Annotated in this window: 17 protein-coding genes; 4 read left to right on the plus strand and 13 right to left on the minus strand. The window is 69.3% G+C overall.

What is annotated here, in order from left to right:
- Positions 1 to 259: 259 nt before the first annotated feature.
- Positions 260 to 742, minus strand: a complete 483-nt coding sequence (locus SAVERM_RS20490) for a CarD family transcriptional regulator (RefSeq protein WP_003953493.1) — start codon at positions 740 to 742, stop codon at positions 260 to 262.
- 630 nt (positions 743 to 1,372) lie between these two features.
- Between SAVERM_RS20490 and SAVERM_RS20495 the strand changes: the two genes are divergently transcribed.
- The gene (locus tag SAVERM_RS20495; protein ID WP_010985400.1) at positions 1,373 to 2,035 is read left to right on the plus strand and encodes a copper chaperone PCu(A)C; all 663 of its coding nucleotides are present in this window, start codon (positions 1,373 to 1,375) and stop codon (positions 2,033 to 2,035) included.
- Positions 2,036 to 2,233: 198 nt separating this feature from the next.
- On the opposite strand, the gene phoP is transcribed toward SAVERM_RS20495, so the two are convergent.
- Together phoP and phoR are read right to left on the minus strand one after the other, a co-directional pair.
- Positions 2,234 to 2,905, minus strand: coding sequence for a two-component system response regulator PhoP (phoP, locus tag SAVERM_RS20500; protein ID WP_010985401.1), 672 nt, complete (start codon positions 2,903 to 2,905; stop codon positions 2,234 to 2,236).
- Positions 2,906 to 2,910: 5 nt separating this feature from the next.
- The gene (gene phoR, locus SAVERM_RS20505) at positions 2,911 to 4,188 is read right to left on the minus strand and encodes a two-component system sensor histidine kinase PhoR (RefSeq protein ID WP_010985402.1); all 1,278 of its coding nucleotides are present in this window, start codon (positions 4,186 to 4,188) and stop codon (positions 2,911 to 2,913) included.
- A 224-nt stretch (positions 4,189 to 4,412) separates the two neighbouring features.
- On the opposite strand from phoR, the gene phoU reads away from it, so the two are divergent.
- Positions 4,413 to 5,102, plus strand: a complete 690-nt coding sequence (gene phoU, locus SAVERM_RS20510; protein WP_010985403.1) for a phosphate signaling complex protein PhoU — start codon at positions 4,413 to 4,415, stop codon at positions 5,100 to 5,102.
- 215 nt (positions 5,103 to 5,317) lie between these two features.
- Here the strand turns inward: phoU and SAVERM_RS43350 are convergent, their stop codons facing one another.
- Both SAVERM_RS43350 and SAVERM_RS20515 read right to left on the minus strand, forming a co-directional pair.
- Positions 5,318 to 5,470 (minus strand): hypothetical protein, encoded by a 153-nt coding sequence (locus SAVERM_RS43350; protein WP_010985404.1) that lies wholly within the window; start codon positions 5,468 to 5,470, stop codon positions 5,318 to 5,320.
- Between the two features lie 144 nt (positions 5,471 to 5,614).
- Positions 5,615 to 6,637 (minus strand): aldo/keto reductase, encoded by a 1,023-nt coding sequence (locus tag SAVERM_RS20515; RefSeq protein WP_010985405.1) that lies wholly within the window; start codon positions 6,635 to 6,637, stop codon positions 5,615 to 5,617.
- A 154-nt stretch (positions 6,638 to 6,791) separates the two neighbouring features.
- Between SAVERM_RS20515 and SAVERM_RS20520 the strand changes: the two genes are divergently transcribed.
- Entirely contained in the window at positions 6,792 to 7,730 is a 939-nt protein-coding gene (locus SAVERM_RS20520; protein ID WP_042493339.1) for an AraC family transcriptional regulator, read from the plus strand.
- Between the two features lie 100 nt (positions 7,731 to 7,830).
- Here SAVERM_RS20520 and SAVERM_RS20525 read toward each other — a convergent pair whose 3' ends face one another.
- A complete protein-coding gene (locus SAVERM_RS20525; protein ID WP_010985407.1) occupies positions 7,831 to 9,138 on the minus strand; it encodes an MDR family MFS transporter in 1,308 nt (435 codons plus the stop codon).
- 186 nt (positions 9,139 to 9,324) lie between these two features.
- On the opposite strand from SAVERM_RS20525, the gene SAVERM_RS20530 reads away from it, so the two are divergent.
- A complete protein-coding gene (locus SAVERM_RS20530; protein WP_010985408.1) occupies positions 9,325 to 10,086 on the plus strand; it encodes a phosphoglyceromutase in 762 nt (253 codons plus the stop codon).
- Between the two features lie 80 nt (positions 10,087 to 10,166).
- Here SAVERM_RS20530 and SAVERM_RS20535 read toward each other — a convergent pair whose 3' ends face one another.
- From SAVERM_RS20535 to SAVERM_RS20565, 7 genes are all read right to left on the minus strand, one after another.
- Positions 10,167 to 10,346, minus strand: coding sequence for a hypothetical protein (locus SAVERM_RS20535; RefSeq protein WP_037650832.1), 180 nt, complete (start codon positions 10,344 to 10,346; stop codon positions 10,167 to 10,169).
- 455 nt (positions 10,347 to 10,801) lie between these two features.
- Complete coding sequence (locus SAVERM_RS20540) at positions 10,802 to 12,118, minus strand: tyrosine-type recombinase/integrase (RefSeq protein ID WP_010985409.1); 1,317 nt, start codon at positions 12,116 to 12,118, stop codon at positions 10,802 to 10,804.
- A complete protein-coding gene (locus tag SAVERM_RS20545) occupies positions 12,118 to 12,357 on the minus strand; it encodes a helix-turn-helix transcriptional regulator (protein ID WP_010985410.1) in 240 nt (79 codons plus the stop codon). The genes SAVERM_RS20540 and SAVERM_RS20545 overlap by 1 nt, the downstream gene beginning before the upstream one ends.
- On the minus strand, positions 12,350 to 13,630 hold the full coding sequence (locus SAVERM_RS20550; RefSeq protein WP_037650861.1) for a replication initiator: 1,281 nt from the start codon (positions 13,628 to 13,630) through the stop codon (positions 12,350 to 12,352). Before SAVERM_RS20550 ends, SAVERM_RS20545 begins: the two co-directional genes overlap by 8 nt.
- A gap of 159 nt (positions 13,631 to 13,789) precedes the next feature.
- Positions 13,790 to 14,041, minus strand: coding sequence for a hypothetical protein (locus tag SAVERM_RS20555; protein ID WP_037650830.1), 252 nt, complete (start codon positions 14,039 to 14,041; stop codon positions 13,790 to 13,792).
- Between the two features lie 22 nt (positions 14,042 to 14,063).
- Positions 14,064 to 14,258 (minus strand): hypothetical protein, encoded by a 195-nt coding sequence (locus SAVERM_RS20560; protein ID WP_010985413.1) that lies wholly within the window; start codon positions 14,256 to 14,258, stop codon positions 14,064 to 14,066.
- A 16-nt stretch (positions 14,259 to 14,274) separates the two neighbouring features.
- A complete protein-coding gene (locus SAVERM_RS20565) occupies positions 14,275 to 14,466 on the minus strand; it encodes a mobile element transfer protein (RefSeq protein WP_010985414.1) in 192 nt (63 codons plus the stop codon).

Here is a 14,466-nt window from a genome sequence, read left to right on the forward strand (position 1 = left end):
CTTCCGTGACATCCGGTCGAGCCAGCTGCCCGGGCCCGGCACACCAGGTATCGGGACGTGCGCATTCCCGATCGGCGTACGGGTAGGACCATCGCGCAGGTACAAAAAATTGTGCGGGTAAGAACATGCGGGTACGAACATGCCGCAGCGCCCGGCGACAGCAATTGCGTCATCGGGCACCGCGGCATTTCATTGCGCGTCGTTCATTGCGCTCAGCGGGCGTGTTCCTGCTCAGTGGGCTGAGCGGGCGGCGCCTGCGTCAGGACGCGAGAACCTCGTCGAGCAGGGCCTCGGCCTTGTCCTCGTTCGTGTTCTCCGCGAGGGCGAGCTCGCTCACCAGGATCTGCCGCGCCTTGGCGAGCATGCGCTTCTCACCTGCGGAGAGTCCGCGCTCGCGCTCCCGGCGCCACAGGTCACGCACGACTTCCGCGACCTTGATGACGTCGCCGGAGGCGAGCTTCTCCAGATTTGCCTTGTAACGACGCGACCAGTTCGTGGGCTCCTCGGCATACGGCGCGCGCAGCACCTCGAAGACCCGGTCCAGCCCGTCCTGACCGACCACATCACGCACGCCGACGAACTCCGCATTGTCCGCTGGCACACGCACCGTCAGGTCGCCCTGGGCGACCTTCAGCACCAAGTAGGTCTTGTCCACGCCTTTGATCTGGCGAGTTTCGATAGCCTCGATCAGCGCGGCCCCGTGATGGGGATAGACCACGGTGTCGCCAACCTTGAACGTCATGTGACAGGTACCCCTTCCGTGGCTATCAAGAGTAACACGGAAACGGCGTCTTCTGAATGGCGTTTTCGCAGGTCAGGGCATATCTCAGGGCTTGACAACCGCAACAGGGACGTGCTCCAGGGGGGTAGCGGAAGAGGGTATTCGCAGGTCGGAGCGGCTCTGCGGGCAGGGTGAAACGTGCACGTTACACACCTCGGAAGCCCCCGGCCGGCGCCCGAACATCCCCATTTGTCCACCCCCAAGTGCTCGACTTCAGCTACTCCGTTCGATGACTGGAGTCGGGTACGAGACGAATCCAGAATTGATCAAGTCGGCCGATGATCAATTTTCGGGCCGCCATGCATTCCTTACGGGGCCTTACGAGAAAATCCGCAAGCCGATGGCGACCGCACTTATGTGAATGGCAGACGAGTGCGTGGCCAAAGCGGCCGATCGGGTGGGCGTGAACACGGGGCCGGGGAGGGTTCGCGTACGGCGCCGAAGGGGCCGGTGGGCACGAAGAGGCGGGTCGGGTGCGGCGGCGCGGGAACGGCTCGGTAACCTAAGGCCGCTGACAGACACTTAGGGCGGCTTTACAGCCGTAGGACCGCCCCACCCCGTACCGCCCACGTTCTAGGAGTTGCCGCCGCCGTGAGCAGCAGCCTTCGACGCGGCGCCCTCGCCGCCGCCGCCATCGCGTTCTCGATCGCCTCGCTCGCCGCGTGCGGTGCCGGCAACAACGCCCAGACCCTGGAAGTCAAGCCGGACAACGCGGCCACCAGTGTCGGCGACATCATGGTCCAGAACGCGCTCGTGATCACCCAGCCCGACCCGAAGGCCACGGGTCCGGCCGTGATCTCCGCGACCCTCTTCAACAACGGCCGCACCGCCCAGACCCTGGACTCGATCAGCGTCGAGGGCGACGGCACCGCCGAGCTCTCGCCCGCCAAGGGCAAGGGCAAGGTGACCGTCCCGGCCGGCGGCTCCGTCGTCCTGGGCGGCAAGGGCAACGCCTCCGCCGTGCTGGCCAGCCCCGGTGCGGACGTCAAGACCGGCAACGCCCAGAAGGTCACGTTCTCCTTCAGCAAGACCGGTGACGTGAGCCTGCGCGCGTTCGTCGTCCCGGCCGAGAGCTACTTCAGCAAGTGGGGCCCGAGCCAGATCCCGGCGGCGCCGGGCGCCACGGCGTCGGCCACGGCCACCGCGACCACCAGCCCGTCCGGGTCGGCGTCGGGCACCCCCACGGACAAGGCGTCGAGCTCCACGGCGACCGCCACGGCGACGGCGACCGCGTCGAACTCCGCCGGTCACTGATCTCCGTACGGCCGGATCGACTCCGTACGACCGGATCGACTCCGTTCGGCCGGGTCGTCTCCGTACGACCGGATCGGCTCCGTACGGGGACGGCCCTGCCGTACGCACGAAGGGCGGGACCCCTCCTGGGGTGCCGCCCTTCGTCGTGCCCTGCTTCTTGCCGTTGCCCTGCTTCGGTGCGCGCGCCGCGCCGCCGGCCTACGGCTCGAACTTGTAGCCGAGACCACGCACCGTCACCAGGTACCGCGGCGCGCCCGGGTCCGGCTCGATCTTCGCGCGCAGGCGCTTCACGTGGACGTCCAGGGTCTTGGTGTCACCGACGTAGTCGGCGCCCCACACCCGGTCGATGAGCTGCATGCGGGTCAGGACGCGGCCCGCGTTGCGCAGCAGCATCTCCAGGAGGTCGAACTCCTTCAGGGGAAGGTCGACCTTGGAGCCGGAGACGGTGACCACGTGGCGGTCGACGTCCATGCGCACCGGACCTGCCTCCAGGGCGGCCGGGGTGACCTCCTCGGGCTCCCCGCGGCGGCGCAGGACGGCCCGGATGCGGGCGACCAGTTCGCGGGAGGAGAAGGGCTTGGTGACGTAGTCGTCGGCTCCTATCTCCAGCCCGACGACCTTGTCGATCTCGCTGTCCTTGGCGGTGACCATGATCACCGGCACGTTGGAGCGGCCACGCAGCTGACGGCAGACCTCCGTGCCCGGCAGACCGGGCAGCATCAGGTCGAGCAGCACGAGGTCGGCGCCGTTGCGCTCGAACTCGTCCAGACCGTCGGGGCCGGTGGTCGCGATGGCGACCTCGAAGCCCTCCTTGCGAAGCATGTAGGACAGGGCGTCGCTGAAGGACTCCTCGTCCTCGACGACGAGCACTCGGGTCACGGAAGGACCTCCGGGGCAGGGAGCGGTTCATACGTGGATGAGACGGTGGTCGTCCCGTCAGGCTGCCCGTCCTCGTCGTCCTCGTCGAGGCCGGGCGTCAGGAGTGCGCGTTCACGGTCGCGGGCCGTGCCCGCCTCCGGCAGCCGCAGGGTGAACGTGGAGCCCTGTCCCTCGGAGCTCCACACCGTGACCTCCCCGCCGTGCGAGGCGGCCACGTGCTTGACGATCGCGAGTCCGAGGCCCGTACCGCCGGTGGCACGGGAGCGGGCCGGGTCGACGCGGTAGAAGCGCTCGAACACGCGCTCCCGGTCCTTCTCGGAGATACCGATGCCCTGGTCGGTCACGGCGAGCTCGATCAGGTCTCCGCCGGGCGCGGTCACCCGGCGGGCGGCTATGCCCACGCGGGTGCGGGCGGGCGAGTAGTTGACGGCGTTCTCCACGAGGTTTCCGAGGGCGGCGGCCAGCTGGCCGCGGTTCCCCCAGACGTGCAGCTCGGCGGTGCCGCCGGCGGCCATCGTGATCTGCTTCGTACCGGCCTGGTGCCGGCAGCGGTCGATGGCCTCGGCGACGAGTTCGTCGACGCGTACGGGCTCCGCGTCCTCGAGGGGATCGTCGTTCTGGACCCGGGACAGGTCGATGAGCTCCTGCACGAGATTCGTCAGCCGGGTGGCCTCTATCTGCATGCGTCCGGCGAAACGCTCCACCGCTTCCGGATCGTCGGAGGCGTCCATGACGGCCTCCGACAGGAGGGAGAGCGCGCCGACGGGGGTCTTGAGCTCATGGCTGACGTTCGCGACGAAGTCGCGGCGTACGGCCTCGATGCGGCGGGCCTCGGTGAGGTCCTCGACGAGCAGGAGCACCAGCCGGGACCCGAGGGGCGCCACACGCGCGGACACGGCGAGGGCCTCGCCGCGGCCGGTCCCGCGCCGGGGCAGGTCGAGCTCGACCTGGCGTATTTCCCCGTCACGCCGCGTGTCGCGGGTCATCTTGATCATGGGTTCGATGGCGAGTTTCCCGCCCCGCACCAGCCCGAGGGCGTACGCGGCGGAGCTGGCCTTGACGACGGCGTCGGCCTCGTCGAGTACGACGGCCGAGGACCGCAGCACGGACAGCACGGTGTCGACGCCCGGCGGAAGCACGGGGTCCGTGTGCAGGGAGGTGCGAGTGGGGCGCTTCTGGTCGCGCTCGCTCCAGCGGAACGCCAGCATGGCGATGACACCGGTAAGTACTCCGGCGATCGCTGCCGCTGCGGCGACCGCCGCGTTCACGTCCATGCATCCAGGTTAGGCATGTCGTCCCACCTGACCACAGCCATCGGCGTGCGACCTCGAACACTCGTCGCCCAGAGTTCACCTGGGAGCTAGTAATGGTTCATTTGGGGTGACGGAAACGGACGCGTCGGGGCCGGACCGTGGGAGCGTGGGGTTCACAGTGCCGGTCCGACTACGGCGCCGGCTCCCCGGAACCCCTGAAAGAGACGTAAGAGAGGGACACCCTGATGCGGGACGCGTACCACGAGGAACTTGACTCGATCGGCGAGGGCCTGGTCGAGATGGCCCGGCTGGTCGGGTCGGCGATCGGACGCGCCACGACCTCGATCCTCGACTCCGACCTGAAGCTGGCCGAGAGCGTGATCGCGGCCGACCAGAAGGTCGACGACCTCCAGCACGACCTGGAGGCGCGCGCCATAGCCCTGCTGGCCCGCCAGCAGCCGGTGGCGACGGACCTTCGTATCGTCGTGACGTCGCTGCGCATGTCGGCGGACCTGGAGCGCTCCGGCGACCTGGCCCAGCACGTCGCGAAGCTGGCCCGGCTGCGCTTCCCGGAGCGCGCGATCCCGCACGACCTGCACGCGACCATCCTGGAGATGGGCCAGCTGGCGCAGCGCCTGATGGCGAAGGCGGCGGAGGTCATCATCACGAAGGACGTCGACCTGGCGCTCCAGCTGGAGCAGGACGACGACGAGATGGACCTGCTGCACCGCACGCTCTTCCAGCACCTGATGGACGACCGCTGGAAGCACGGCATCGAGACGGCCGTCGACGTCACCCTCCTCGGCCGCTACTACGAGCGCTTCGCGGACCACGCGGTGTCGGTCGCGAAGCGGGTGGTGTACCTGGTGACGGGCGAGCACGCGGACGAGCTTCAGGCGGACATCCAGCCGGTCACCGGGGTGGAGGGGGCGTAGCGGTGGGGGCGTAACAGTCCTCGGGGCCGTGCCCGCGTCAAAGGGGGCGCGGCGGGTTTCCAGGCCGCCCGTCCATGCCGAAGGGGCCGCCCTGTCACCGGGGCGGCCCCTTCGTCCGTACTTATGCGTCTGTACCTACGTCTGTGCCTACGTCTGTGCCTAGGTCTGCACCTGCGTATGCACCTACGCATGTACCTACGTCTGTATCTACGCGGTCAGCCGCACTGGCAAGGATTGCCCGACTGACACCCGCACCCGCAGCCGGAGCCGCAGCCGCAGGCGCCGAACAGGGGCAGGCTCTTGATCTCGGCGGGGTGTTGCGTCTCGCGCTCCTGTGTCGGATCGGGCGTGCTGGGGGTCTCAGCCATGGGTCCCTCCTCGAGACGTGCCTACCCCCATTGCATGCCCGTTCTGCTGGGCGCATCAACGGCGCACGGAGGCGTCCCGCGCCCCCGCCGCAGTCCCGCGCGCCTGCGGAAGCCCCCGGGCGTACGAGCTGCGGGGGCCGGACCTCACCAGGACGGCATCATCACCTCGGGGTAGCGGGACCCCGCCGCGCCTTTCGGCAGGATCTCCTGGACCCGGACGAGATCCGCCGGCGTGAGCGTGACGTGCGCCGCCGCGACGTTCTCGGCCAGGCGCTGCGGGCTCCGGGTCCCCGGGATCGGCACGATGTCGTCGCCCTGGGCCAGCAGCCAGGCCAGCGCCAGTTGCGTGACGGAGATGCCCTTGGCCGCCGCGAGCGTGGTCAGTTCGCTGACGGCGGCCACGTTCTTCTCGTAGTTGCCGGGCTGCCAGCGGTCGTCCCAGCTGCGCATGTCGTCCGCGGGGTATGCGCTGGCGGGCCGCACCGCGCCGGTGAGGAAACCCCGGCCCAGCGGCGAGTACGGCACGAAGCCGATGCCCAGCTCGCGCACCACCGGCAGCACGTCGGCCTCCACGGCACGCTCGAACACCGAGTACTCGGTCTGTAGTACGGACACCGGGTGGACGGCGTGGGCGCGCCGGATGATCTCGGGACCGGCCTCGCTGAGCCCGAAGTACCGCACCTTGCCCTCGGCGATCAGTTCGCCGACGGTGCCCGCCACGTCCTCGATCGGTACATCGGGGTCGACGCGGTGCTGGTAGAGGACGTCGATGTGGTCGGTGCCGAGGTGGCGCAGGCTGTTCTCGGTGACCTCACGGATGTGTCCGGGGCGGCTGTCCAGCGCGACTCCGACGTTGGCCGGGTCACTGAGGTCGAAGCCGAACTTGGTCGCGAGGACGACCTCGTCCCGGAAGCCCTTGACCGCCCGGCCGAGCAGTTGCTCGTTGCTGCCGGTGCCCATGCCGTACAGCTCGGCGGTGTCGAAGAGGGTGACGCCCAGCTCGTACGCCCGGTGGATGGTGGCGATGCCGCCGGGCTCGTCGCCGGCCCCGTACGCCATGGTCATGCCCATCGTGCCGAGGCCGATCGCGCCCGCCTCGAGCCCCTGGGTGCCGAGTGTGCGCTTCGGGAGGGTGCGCTTCGGAAGGGTGTTGTCCTGCTGTGTCATGCCGTCAACGCTAGGAGCGCATGCGCCGGAAGGCATGGGCCGGAGACCGCATAGGATTGCCTGATCCTCTCAGCGCTCATGGCGTCTCAGCGCTCATGGCGTCTCAGCGCTCATGGTGTCTCAGCGCTCATGGTGTCTCGGTAAGGAGCGCTTCATGCCGGAGCACGTGCCTGAGCACCTGCCGGACCGACTCGGCGGGCTCGATTCGCTCGCGGCGGCCATCGCCCGCCACAACGAGGGTCTGTGGTCCGACAGTGCGGTGCCCCGTCTGACGCTGGTCGCGCTCGACGAGCTCATCGCACCCGTCGATCTGCTCTACGCGCCGATGATCTGCTTCATCGCCGACGGCGCGAAGCGCACCCTCGCGGGTGACCGGAGCTGGGTGACCGGGCGGGGCGACATGTTCCTCAACTCACTCGTACTGCCCGTCACCTGTACGTTCGAGCAGGCGCCGTACCGCTCGGCGGTGCTGCATCTCGACGGCCGTCTGCTCGCCGATCTGCTGCTGGAACTGGACGGCACGGATCCGCTTCCGCTCCCCCGGCCCGGTGCTCCCGGCGCGCAGGTCACCGCCTCCATGACGCCGGCGCTCCTCGACGCGGTCACGAGGTGGGTACGGCTGCTCGACACCCCGGACGACATCCGCCCGCTGGCCTCCCGCATCGAGGCCGAAATCCTCTACCGGCTGCTCGCCGGCCCGCTCGGGCCGATCCTGCGCCAGTACACGCTGGCCGACTCCGGCGCGGCCAGGGTGCGCGTGGCGGCCGCGTACATCTCCACCCACTACGCCGAGCCGCTCAGCATCGCCACGATCGCGGCGACGGCGCATATGAGCCCAGCCACGCTGCACCGGCACTTCAAGGCCGCCACCGGCATGAGCCCGCTCAGGTTCCAGAAGCTCCTGCGCCTCCAGGAGGCGCGACGTCAGTTGGTCGCCGGCAACACCACGGCGGCCGTGGTCGCCGAGGCGGTCGGGTACGCGAGCGCGACCCAGTTCAACCGCGAGTACCGCCGCACCTACGGCCTGCCGCCGGGCCAGGACGCGTCGCTCCTGCGGGGCCGGCTGACGGAGGCGCGGGGGCGGGCTGACTGAGACGCGAGAGGCCGGCTGACCGTGACGCGGGGGGCGGGCTGACCGTGACGCGGGGGGGCGGGCTGACCGATGTGCGGGTCACCGGCCGACCGACCCGGGGTCATGTCGCGCTGACCTCGGGCTTCCCCCCGGCCGGGGACGGGGCGGCGGGTTCCTGGACCGGAGCCACCACGGCGGGTTCCTGGACCGGAGCCGCAACGGCGGGCTCCTGGACCGGCAGCCGCCGCATCAGTGCCGCGTACCCCACCCCCGCTCCCGTCCCCACCACCGCACACAGCCCCCACAGCCACTCAGCCCCGAACCGGTCGATGACGAACCCGGCCAGCAACGGGGCCACCAGAGCCGCGACCGACCAGGACAGGGTGTACATGCCCTGGTAGCGGCCCCGGCCGTGGGTCGGGGAGAGGCCGACGACCAGGCCTGTCTGCGTGGGCGCGTTGACGATCTCCGCGAGGGTCCACACGCACACCGTCAGCGCGAAGACGCCGACCGAGCCCGCGAAGGCCGTGAGTCCGAAGCCGTACCCGGCCAGCAGGGACGAGAGCACGAGCAGCCGCCTGGGATCCCGGTGTTCGATGAAACGGGTGACCGGGATCTGCAACGCGACGATCAGTACGCCGTTGACCGCGATCGCCATGCCGTAGTCCGCGGGTGTGAAGCCGGCCTCGCCCATCGCGACCGGAAGCCCCACCGAACCCTGCTGGAACACGAGCGCGACCAGGAAGGACAGGCCGACGACACTCATGAAGCGACCGTCGCGCAGGACGGTCCGGAGGCCGACCTCGGGCTCGGCGGACGCCTTGCCCGTGGGGGCGGGCCGGGACTCCGGAAGCTTGGCGAAGACGACGAGCGCGCAGATCAGCGTCATGCCCGCCTCGATCAGAAACCCGGCGAGGTAGCTGAACTCGGCGATGAAACCGGCGGCCATGGAGGAGATCGCGAACCCGAGGTTGATGGCCCAGTAGTTGAGCGAGAACGCCCGGACGCGGTCCTCGGGCCGGACGATGTCCGCCATCATCGCCTGCACGGCGGGCCGCGAGGCATTGCTCGTCATACCGACGAGGAAGGCCACGGCCGCGATCGCGACCGGGTCGTGCATGAAGCCGAGCAGCGCGACGGAGACGGCGGTGGACGACTGCGCGATGAGCAGCGTGGGCCGCCGCCCGAGCCGGTCGGCCATCACCCCCGCGCCGAGCGAGGAGACGACCCCGCCGAGGCCGTGGAGTGACGCCACCAGCCCGGCGTACGAGGCGGAGTACCCGCGGTCCAGCGTCAGGTACAGCGCCATGAACGTGGCGACGAAGGCGCCGAGCCGGTTGACGAGGGTGCTTGTCCACAGCCACCAGAACTCGCGCGGGAGCCCTGAGACGGTCTCGCGGGCAGCGCGTCTCAGGGAGACGGGTGACATGGAAACCCCCACAGGTCAGACAGGTGCGGTAAGTGGCTCAAGCGGTGATCACACGTTACGGGCGCTGGGTCGGCACGAGCCACTCGATTAACAGAAGCCGTCAACTGGGGGGGCATGGCGGGGCAGGGGCGTCCGCCTGTCGGCCGGGCGCGCGAGCGGTCTGCGGCTTCGATTACGCTCGGACACATGGCCGACGCACCGTACAAGCTGATCCTCCTCCGCCACGGCGAGAGCGAATGGAACGCGAAGAACCTGTTCACCGGCTGGGTGGACGTCAACCTCAACGAGAAGGGCGAGAAGGAGGCTGTCCGCGGCGGTGAGCTGCTGAAGGACGCCGGCCTGCTGCCCGACGTGGTCCACACGTCGCTCCAGAAGCGCGCGATCCGCACCGCCCAGCTCGCGCTGGAGTCCGCGGACCGCCACTGGATCCCGGTCCACCGCTCGTGGCGCCTGAACGAGCGTCACTACGGCGCCCTCCAGGGCAAGGACAAGGCGCAGACGCTCGCCGAGTTCGGCGAGGAGCAGTTCATGCTCTGGCGCCGCTCGTACGACACCCCGCCCCCGCCCCTCGCGGACGGCTCCGAGTTCTCCCAGTCGGACGACCCGCGCTACGCCTCCATCCCCCCGGAGCTGCGCCCCAAGACGGAGTGCCTCAAGGACGTCGTCAACCGGATGCTCCCGTACTGGTACGACGGCATCGTCCCGGACCTGCTGACCGGCCGCACGGTCCTGGTCGCGGCCCACGGCAACAGCCTCCGCGCCCTGGTCAAGCACCTCGACGGCATCTCCGACGAGGACATCGCGGGCCTGAACATCCCGACGGGCATCCCGCTGTCCTACGAACTCGACACGGACTTCAAGCCGCTCAACCCGGGCGGCACCTACCTCGACCCGGACGCGGCGGCGGCGGCGATCGAGGCGGTCAAGAACCAGGGCAAGAAGAAGTAATCACGCACCGCTAAGCCCCCGACCTGCGAGTTCTTCGCGGGGCGGGGGCTTTTTGGTGGGGCTGGGCCGTCTCTGGGCCGTCAGGTGCGTCGACGCCAGCGGCGGACGCGAATGTCGAAGACGATCAGCAGCGCCACGGGAATGGTGACCTGCGGGGGAGCGTCCGCCCAGAGGGCGAGTGCGCCGCCGGCCGTGCCGATGAGTGCGATCGGCCGATCGCGAGGGCAGATGTCGACGGTGACGCCTGCGCGTGGGACCATTGGGCCCTCCAGCTGTGCTTGGTTCACTTGCCAAGGTGATGTCTGAACGCGGCAATGGAGGCGAATGCCGCCCATACCCGGGCGGCATTCGCATGCCGCGGAGACTTTCCCATAGCTGTCACCGGTCACACAAACGTGCAGCTAAAAGACGCGTTGTCCACAAGCGTGAACCCATTGTCCACGGGCGTGGACAGTCGGAGATTCTGATCCCTCCAATAATTCTTGGGGTTCTCCGAGGCTTCCACGCTTCACTCCCCGTGTGTTGTCGACACTCCCCGTGTGTGGCCGAGGCTCCCCGTGTGTTTTCAACGCGCCCCGTGTGTTGTTGACGTTCTCCCAGGTGCCCCGTGTGCTGTCGAGTCTCTACCAGGGGCCCCACCCTGTCGCCGAGGCTCCCGCGTGCCGCCTAGATTCCTTGAGCGGCTATCTCTGAACCGTCTTATCTGGCTGTGAATTCACTTCGTTTGGTGGGGCGATATTCCTGGCTCTTGGTGAGGGATATCGGATTCGCTCTCTCGCAGTTTGATCCTTGCGGGAGTTCTAAGAAGGATTGAGTTTTCGTAGGTGGTGGCGATGGCCTTACGAGTGCGTTCCTGGCTGGAAGGCATGAGGTGTGCGTACACACGCAGCGTGAGGCCTGGGTCCGAGTGGCCGAGGTACTCGGCGAGGGCCTTGATGTTCTCCCCGGCGTCCAGTAGCACCGAGGCGTAGAAGTGGCGGAGGGCGTGCATGCCGTTTTCGCGGGACTCGGCGTACGACTTGCCCGGCTTCCGGTCGGGGATAACCCCGGCCGAGGCCAGCGCCCGCTTCCACGCCTCCTCGTTGAGCGACGTCCGCCAGACGTGACCACCGCGCGGCCCGGTGAAGATCAGCCGCTTGGTGATCAGAGGCCCGTCTGCCACCTTCCACGGCAAGGTGATGTCGACCGGCGGGAACCGCTTCATGTGGGCCCGCAGGGCATCAGCGACCGGCCCGGGAAGCGGCACGTCCCGGAGCTTGCCACCCTTGGGCGGGGCGAAGACGGCCTTGCTTCGGCTCAGCTTGAGTTGCTGGACCACGTGCAACGTGTCCGACTCGAAGTCGATCGCGTCGACGGCGATGCCGAGGATCTCGCCCTGGCGTAACCCGCAGCCGCCACCCAGGTCGACCATGGCCCGGAACCGCTCGGGCATGCCGGCCCGGACGGCAAAGACCCGTTCCGGTGTCCGAGCAACGCGCCTGTCATCGACGGTCGGCGGCCGGACCGATCGAGCCGCACATGGATTCCGGGAAAGGTGCCCGTCGTCCACGGCCGCGCTGAGGGCGGCACGCACGTTGGAGTAGATGGTGCGGGCGTACGAGCCCCGGATGCCGTTCTCGCTCAGCTGCCGCACCCAGTCACGGATGTGCGCAGGCTGGAAGGAGCCGAGCGGGCGTGATCCCAAGTACGGGAAGGCGTGCAGCCGAAGCTGCGACTCCATCGAAGCCTGGGTGTTCGGGTCGGCTCCCTGGGTGGATACCCACGTCTCGGCGTACTGCTGGAAGGTGACCCGAGCGGCACGCGGGTCGATGTACTGCCCGCGTGCCATGTCCGCCTCGGTGTGGGCGAGCCACTGATCCGCAAGCCGCTTCTGCCTGTCGGGGAAGCTCTTGGACTTCTCCGTACCGTCCGGGCCGACGTACCGCGCGCGGTAGCGCGCACCCGAGCCATAGCGGTCGCTCTTCACTCTGCGGGTCTTGCCGTCCGGACCGACCTCGGTCTTGTACCAGCGGTCTTGGATGTGTCCGGCCATCAGGCCGCCGCCCCCTCACGCCGGGAGTCCACCCAGGCGCGCACGTCGGCCGGGTCGAAGCGGAGGTGCCGGCCGACGCGGAACCCACGGGGCCCGGTGCGCTTGCGTCGCCACTGGTAGACCGTCTCGACGCTGGGCAACTCGAACATCTCCACCAGGTCGTCAGGCGTCAGGTACCGCGAGGGCAGGGTGCGCGGTTCGGTGGCCACGTCGGCCAGGGCGAGGCGTCGGCTAGCCACGGGTGAGTTCTCCTTCGGTTCCGGGGGCGGGTTCGATGGACGCGGCCAGCCAGGCTTCGGCGTCGGAGAGGCCGGTCCCGGCGAAGACCCAGTGCGCGAGGACGTACGTCGTCTCGGGGGCGGGTGCGTTCGCTGCTGCCTGTGCTCGTCGCCATTCGGCGCGGGCGTCGCGGAGTGCGCCGAGGGTGGTGGAGTAGCGGCGGGACTTGGTGGAGAAGTGGCCGCGGAAGCCGAGCATGTGCGCCCAGGCGCGCAGGCGGAGGTGTTCGAGGTCCTTGCGTGCGCCGAGCGCCCAGGCGGTTCGGATCAGGCGGCGCGCGTGCTCGCTGATGTCGAGCTGGGCGAGTTCGGCGACGAACTTCAGCGGGCGGTCGAGAGCTCCCGTGGCTGTCTCCGAGCCCTTGGTGGCGTACTTGGCGATGTAGGCGGCGACGGCGCGTTCGGTGAGCTCCTGGCCGTCGTTGAAGTCGGCGGATCGGATGGTGCGGACGTCGAGTTGGCGGCCGAAGGCGAACACGTGGGCGCGGCCGTCGATGGTCGGGCCGTCGACACGGACCTTGGACGCGGCAGCGCCGATGGCATCGGTCAGCAGCTCGGCGGTGGCCCATGACGGAGGCGGAGTCTCGCCGCCGCCGGGGCCGTCGATGCGTATGACCGCGTGGAAGTGGACCGCGCCGCGCTTCTGGTACTCGGCGACCTTGGCGAAGGAGACACGTGCATGGTCGCGGAGCTCCCGCTGTGACAGGCCCGCACGCTTGCTGACCTCTCGGCGCAGGTAGATGGAGAAGCGGCGCCAGAGGGGACCAGCGTGCGCGTTCCAGAGGACGGCGGCCTCGTAGTCGTAGGTGGCCGGGTTGAGCGGGGTGCCGAGTTGCCCGTCCTCCTGGTCGTGCTGGGTGCCGCAACGGCAGGGGCGTCCGTCGGTACGGCGGTTGTGGACCGGGCCGAAGCCGGGGGCGGTGAAGGTGGCGAAGACGCGAGGGTGGGTGGCGACGTGTTCGGGGGTGCCCTTGCCGCCGCGCAGTCCGGCGGTGATCAGTTGAAAGGTGTCGCGGCGGTAGACCTCGGAGCAGGCCGGGCAGCGGGTCGTGCGGCGGTTGTTGCAGCGGACGAGGAGTTGGCCGGCCGGGAGGTCGCCCGAGTCGAGGTGGTGGAGGACGCGGCCGATCTCGCCGGTGGCGGTGTCGACGTCGTATTCGGTGCGGTGGCCGTCGAGGCGGATCGGGTGGGTACAGCCGCCGAGGCCGGAGAGTTGCCGGAGGATACCGGGCAGGGTGCCGCCTGCGGCGAGGTTGCTGAGTTCCGGAAGAGGGGGCGGGGTGGCGCGGGCGAAGATGACGGTTCTCCTTCTGACGGGCACTTCGGGAGGGGTGGGCCGCCGGGGCGGCGGGTACGTGGCTGTGTCACGCCGCCCCGGAGGTCTGGCCGCAGGTCAGCGGCGGTGGTGGTCGCGGAGCAGGGAGCGCAGGACCACGGCGGCGACAGCGACCGAGATGGCCGTGACGGCGACGGCGGCCAAAAGCGCGGTGAGGACGACTCCGCCGACGAGGACGGCCGCGACGGTCTTCTGATCGATGGAGACCGACGGGAGCGAGCGCCGGACCGGGACGGGGGCCGGGTCGGTCGGGGCGTGGGTGTGTGCGGGCGGCGGGGTGGGGTTTTCCGGGTACTTGGGCAGGAACACGGCGGACTCCTTATCTACTCGTCTAGTCATGTGAGCCGTTTACGACGTCCACGCCGGAGCGCGTGCCGGACTCGATGGCGGGGGCGAGGAAGGTGCGCGAGAGCCAGAAGCCGAAGAGGGTGATCAGGACGACGATCCAGATGCGGACACCGAGGTACTTGACGGCCGCCCAGGCGAAGAAGCCGAGGACGACGACGAGCGGCAGGCTGACGGTCACGGGGTACGGGGTCCTTTCAGCGGACGGGGCAGCGGTGGGTGCGGGCGGCCAGCTCGGCGGCGGCTCGGCTGTCGTAGTCGGCGGAGAAGTTGCAGCGCGGGGCGGTGCAGGCGGCGGTGTGCTTCTCGCGGCCGCGGTGGTCGTAGGCGGTGCCCACCTGTACCGGGCCGATACGGGTGACGTTGCGGAAGCGGCGGTTGGCGGTCAT

This window comes from Streptomyces avermitilis MA-4680 = NBRC 14893, from assembly GCF_000009765.2.
In the GTDB taxonomy this organism is placed as follows: Bacteria; Actinomycetota; Actinomycetes; order Streptomycetales; family Streptomycetaceae; genus Streptomyces; species Streptomyces avermitilis.